The 4,937-nt window shown below is 29.6% G+C and carries 3 protein-coding genes and 1 pseudogene; 2 read left to right on the forward strand and 2 right to left on the reverse strand.

What is annotated here, in order from left to right; genetic code table 11:
* Together RMN92_RS02570 and RMN92_RS02575 are read left to right on the forward strand one after the other, a co-directional pair.
* Window positions 1-128 (forward strand): annotated as a pseudogene (locus RMN92_RS02570) (IS1595 family transposase); the annotation flags it as partial.
* Between the two features lie 32 nt (window positions 129-160).
* Window positions 161-1,072: an IS1595 family transposase gene (locus RMN92_RS02575; RefSeq protein ID WP_309607898.1), complete on the forward strand. Its 912-nt coding sequence runs from the start codon at window positions 161-163 to the stop codon at window positions 1,070-1,072.
* Here the strand turns inward: RMN92_RS02575 and RMN92_RS02580 are convergent.
* Together RMN92_RS02580 and RMN92_RS02585 are read right to left on the reverse strand one after the other, a co-directional pair.
* Entirely contained in the window at window positions 1,044-2,351 is a 1,308-nt protein-coding gene (locus RMN92_RS02580; protein ID WP_309607899.1) for an erythromycin esterase family protein, read from the reverse strand. The two genes, RMN92_RS02575 and RMN92_RS02580, sit on opposite strands and share 29 nt — an antisense overlap.
* Window positions 2,352-2,849: 498 nt before the next feature.
* Window positions 2,850-4,937 (reverse strand): OmpA family protein (locus RMN92_RS02585; RefSeq protein ID WP_309607900.1); only part of this gene is annotated, 2,088 nt, incomplete at its 5' end.

Here is a 4,937-nt window from a genome sequence, read left to right on the forward strand (position 1 = left end):
AATATTTAGACGAATATTTTTATAGATTAAATCGTTCGATTTATAAAGAAACAATATTCGACAATCTATTCAAAAGATTGGTAAGCCATAAACACTATGGTTGGAATCAAATAGTAGTAATTAAGTAAGTAACTCGATAAATCGTTATATTTGATAAAAAATGACAATTTTAAAATTTGCTGAACACTTTCCAGATGAAGAATCTTGTAAGTTGTATTATAAGAAAGTTAGAGAAAAACAAGGTATAACTTGTAAAAAATGTCAATGTGTAAAACATTATTGGCTTAAAGACAAATGGCAATGGCAGTGTTCAAATTGCAGATTTAGGACTACTTTACGCAGTGGAACTGTAATGGAGAGTTCTAAATTGTCTTTTAAAATGTGGTTTGCAGCTATGACATTTATGAGTTTTAGTAAAAAAGGAATTTCTGCATTAGAAATGCAAAGACAACTGGGTCATAAATTTTACGAACCTATTTGGGCTATGATGCACAAAATAAGAGTTTCGATGGGTAAACGTGACGATTTATATAATTTAGAAGATATGGTTGAGTTTGATGAAGGCTACTTTTCAGTTGAGACTTCTGAGAAAGATAAAGCAAACTTAAAAAGAGGAAGAGGAAGCGAACAGCAGATGAATGTTGCAGTTATGGCAGAATCAACACCTTTAGAAGATGTAAAAACAGGTCAAAAAAAAAGTTCTTGTAGATATTTTAAAATGAAGGTTTTAAAAACTCACAAATCAGAAGAAATAAATGAAGTTATAAAAGATAACATTGAAGAAAAGGTTATACTTTTCAGCGATAAAAGTACTAGTTATGTTGATATTGAAAAATATGTTGAAGCACATTTAACAGAAAAATCAACTAAAGAAACAACGAAAACAACATTGAAATGGGTTCATATTGCAATAAGCAACGCTAAAAAAACTTTCTTAGGTGTACATCACAAAATGAAAGGTATATATCTTCAAAATTATCTTGATGAGTTCTGCTACAAACTTAATAGAAGATACTTCGGAGAGTATTTATTTGATAGAATTACTATTGCATTAGTAACTTGTGGTAAATAAACCGAGATACAATTTCAAATTTATTTTCTGTAATTGTTTCATTTTCATCTGCTTTTGAATTTAAAACATTTTCGTTTTCTATAAAAGTTGATTGACTTGTTTTATTGAAAAATAAATATCCATCGTGAACTAAATCTAATTTCAAATCTATAAAAGTTTCTGGACTAAACAATCTAGTTGATTGTTTTTGCTTCATTTCAACTTGATTAGAAGAAATAAATAAATGTGACTTTTTTTGGTTTTTTAAATAATATTCAAATGAATTTTCAGCAACAATTGTTTTTTCCCATTTGCCTTGCAAAAAGATTGAATCACTTGCAGTTATCGATGCTAGAGAATACATTTTTTCTTTAAGTTCTTTTTTTATAAACGAACCCATTGGTACAAAATCTTTTATAATCGATGTATTTATTGAAGAAATATCGTTGGCAAAATGTTGATTTGCGCCCCAACAAATTATTTTTTCATTAGCATGATTTTTTAGGTATTCAAGAAGATTGTTAGCCATTTGTTTATCACGAATATTGTCTTCGGCTGTTGTGTTAAATGTGCTTAAAATCGATATCTTCTTGTAACTATTCTCACCCAATGAAAGCAAATTTTTAATAATTTGTTTCCAATAAAATTGTTCTTCGTTTTTTTGTTTTTTTGAAATTAAATCAAATGTTTTTGATAATGAATTTTTGAATTCTAGATAAGTTATGTCATTTTCATCAAAATCACCATAGTAAATTGATTCCATTAATAATCTTAAGTCGCCTTCATTTAAGTTTAATTGAATTTGGTTTTTATTGCAATATTCGTACAAATCTTTAATTAGTTTTTCTTCTCCATATTTACCAGTAATTTGATTATCAAAGCCAAATAGTTTTAAATCTTTTTTGTTTTGTTCATAAAAATCTATAAAAGTTTGAAATTCTTTTGTTTTGCTCCAAATTTGAAATAGAGATTTTTCGAATGCTTCTTTTGTATTTTTTCCATTATTTATATTTTCTTGTGCTTTCCATACATCGTAAACTCCAGATTCAAATGCAATTGTATTAAATCCCATTTCTTTATGAAGATATTTTATAATTTTTGTTTTCATTTCGAAAACATTTCCATCAAAATGCGATTTTTCACCAAGCATAAAAACTTGAACATTTTTCAATTCTTCTTTTAAAAAAGAAAAATCTTCAATATTGGGATTTTCAGATAAAGTTATAAATTTCGGATTAAAATTTTGTGCGTTAGCACAAAAGAAAATTATCAGAAATGCAAAAATTATTATTTTTTTCATTGTTAAATTTTGGTTTCTATTTTTTTAGGTTTTTCTGTCGCTCGAAACTGTCGCACAACTTGTATATATGCGCTAGAAACTTTCGTATATGCAGCTATATTGGGTAGATTGACGAAGGTTTTTTAGGTTTATTTTTTCCAAATATATGTAATAAACATTATAAATCACCAAAAGGATTTTTAATTTATTAAATACTTTTCGTACTAGCATAATTATAAATTCCAAGAAATTTATAAACAAAATATCCTAAATTGATTATCCTTGGATAGTAATAAAAAATATTCTTAAAACTAAAATGTTTATAGCATTATACTCTTCAACTTTTGCCATTCGATTGTGGACTTCCGCGTCAAGGATGGCAGTGAAAATCCTCCCGATTTTTTTCGGGAGATTGAAACGGACAGCCTGACCGCGCTGTAACAAAGTGGAAGCGGGGAGACGCCCAAAAAAAAATCGCCAACATACATCGGCGATTTTTCTTTTTTACTTCAAAGTTTTCTACAAATTCTTTATCACAAATTCACTTCTTCTATTTAACTCATGTTGCTCTTCGGTGCAACTACTTTCAGTTTTGCAATCGAGAACTGGTTCAGATTCACCATAACCTCGGGCAATAATTCTGTTTTCGGCAATGCCTAGATCTACCAGAAATTCTTTGGTCGATTCGGCTCTTCTTTCAGATAAATTGGCATTGTATCTGTCGTTTCCTCGCATGTCAGTATGGGAACCAATTTCAAGAATCATGTCTGGATATTTATTCATCAGTTCAATGACGCGTTTTAGCGTTACTTTTGAATCTTTTCTGATATACCACAAGTTATAATCAAAATATATAGGATCGGTTTTGATGATTAGTTTGTCTTTGACTTTTACGACATCTTTTTCTTGGGCAATAATTTTTTCAATTTTCTCTTTTTTCTTGACTTCGGCTACTTCTTTTTCTTTTGCCTTTTCTTCTTTTTCTTCCTCCTTTTGTTTGGCAATTGCCAAGTCTTCGTCTTTTTTCTTTTCAGCTACCACAAGTGCTTCTTCCTGTTTGATCACTTCCAACGATTTCAATGTCATTGAAGCGTCGGTAGATTTATTTCTGTCTTTATAAAGTTTGAAAGATTTGCTGTTTTCGGTATAATTTTCTTTGGATGCAAGAATCGTATAATTGGCTTCGCAAGGCACTGTAAAACTGAATTTTCCATCTGCAGCAGTCATCACCTTTTCAACTTCTTGTTTATTTGAATTTTGAAGAATAACAATTGCACTTTCTAGAGGTAGTTTCGTATCTACATCTGTAATTATTCCAGTTAAAAATTGCTTACAATCTTCAATAATTAAATCTTTGGTTTCGTTTAACGAATAAATATCGTCTTTTCCTTTTCCGCCTGCTCTATTGGACGAAAAATAACCGCTTTTTGTATCTGAATCAATAGTAAATGAAAAATCATCTACATTTGAATTGACTGGCAATCCAACATTTAATGGTTTGCTGAATTCATTATTTTTAAGTTCTGACACAAAAATATCCAATGATCCGTAGCCTGGCAATCCGTTGGATGAAAAATAAAGTTTGCCATCATTTGCCACAAAAGGAAATTGTTCTTTTTTATTGGTGTTAATTTTGCTACCTAAATTTTTTGGTGTTCCGTATTCAATTCCAGAAATCGATACCGAAAATAAATCCAAAGAACCCAATGTTCCAGGCATATCTGATGCAAAATATAAAGTTTTTTCATCAGCACTCAAAGCCGGATGTTCCACCGAATAATTATCACTATTAAATGGTAATGAAGTGATTTTCGCCCATTTTCCGTTTACAAGTTCGCCTCTAAATATTTGAATGCTTGATATTTTTTCTTTGTTTTTTGCTCGGTGTCCGTTTTTAGAATTGTTTCGGGTAAAATAAATTGTTTTTCCATCTTTTGTAAATACTGCATTCGATTCGTGCATGCCAGAATTTAATTCCTTGGCAAAATAGTTCACTATTGAGTCACTGGCATTGATATTTTTCATAGGAACAGAAACCAAATTTAAGTAGGTTTCATTGGTCCATTTATACACTTTGTCAAATAAACTAGGTTCTTTTTTAACGGTTGCATAAATTAAATTATCGCCCAATTTTACAGCTCCAAATTCAGAATTTGCAGTATTTAATCCTAAATTTTTAATTTCAAATCGTTTGCCAATTGCCAATACGTTTTCAAGTTCTTTTAAATCTTTTTCAAACTGCACAACCGCTTCTGTGTTGGCAGATTTTACATAATAATCCATCAAAACTTTGTTGGCTTCTTCATAATTATTGGAAGCTTTTAGGGTTTGAGAAAATCTAAAATAATATTCTTCTTGAAGGTCTTTGTAATAGTTTTTTATTAAAAACCGATAGTATTTCTGTGCATTTTTTAAATCGTTTGTGTAATAATAACAGTCTGCCAAATTCTTGACAATATCTACCGAAGTATTTTCAACCACAATATCTTCATACAATGGAATGGCTTCGCTATAATATGTTTTGTCAAAATAACGTTTTGCACGAGCAATTTCTGCCTCTTGTGCATTTATAAATTGTATTGAAAATACGAATAATATAAGTAGTAA

The organism is Flavobacterium sp. (assembly GCF_031363805.1).
Lineage (GTDB): Bacteria > Bacteroidota > Bacteroidia > Flavobacteriales > Flavobacteriaceae > Flavobacterium.

What these genes read in the sequence shown, in the direction of transcription:
- RMN92_RS02580 (WP_309607899.1), bottom strand. Translation starts at nt 2,351, where the DNA reads ATGAAAAAAATAATAATTTTTGCATTTCTGATAATTTTCTTTTGTGCT.
- RMN92_RS02575 (WP_309607898.1), top strand. Translation starts at nt 161, where the DNA reads ATGACAATTTTAAAATTTGCTGAACACTTTCCAGATGAAGAATCTTGT.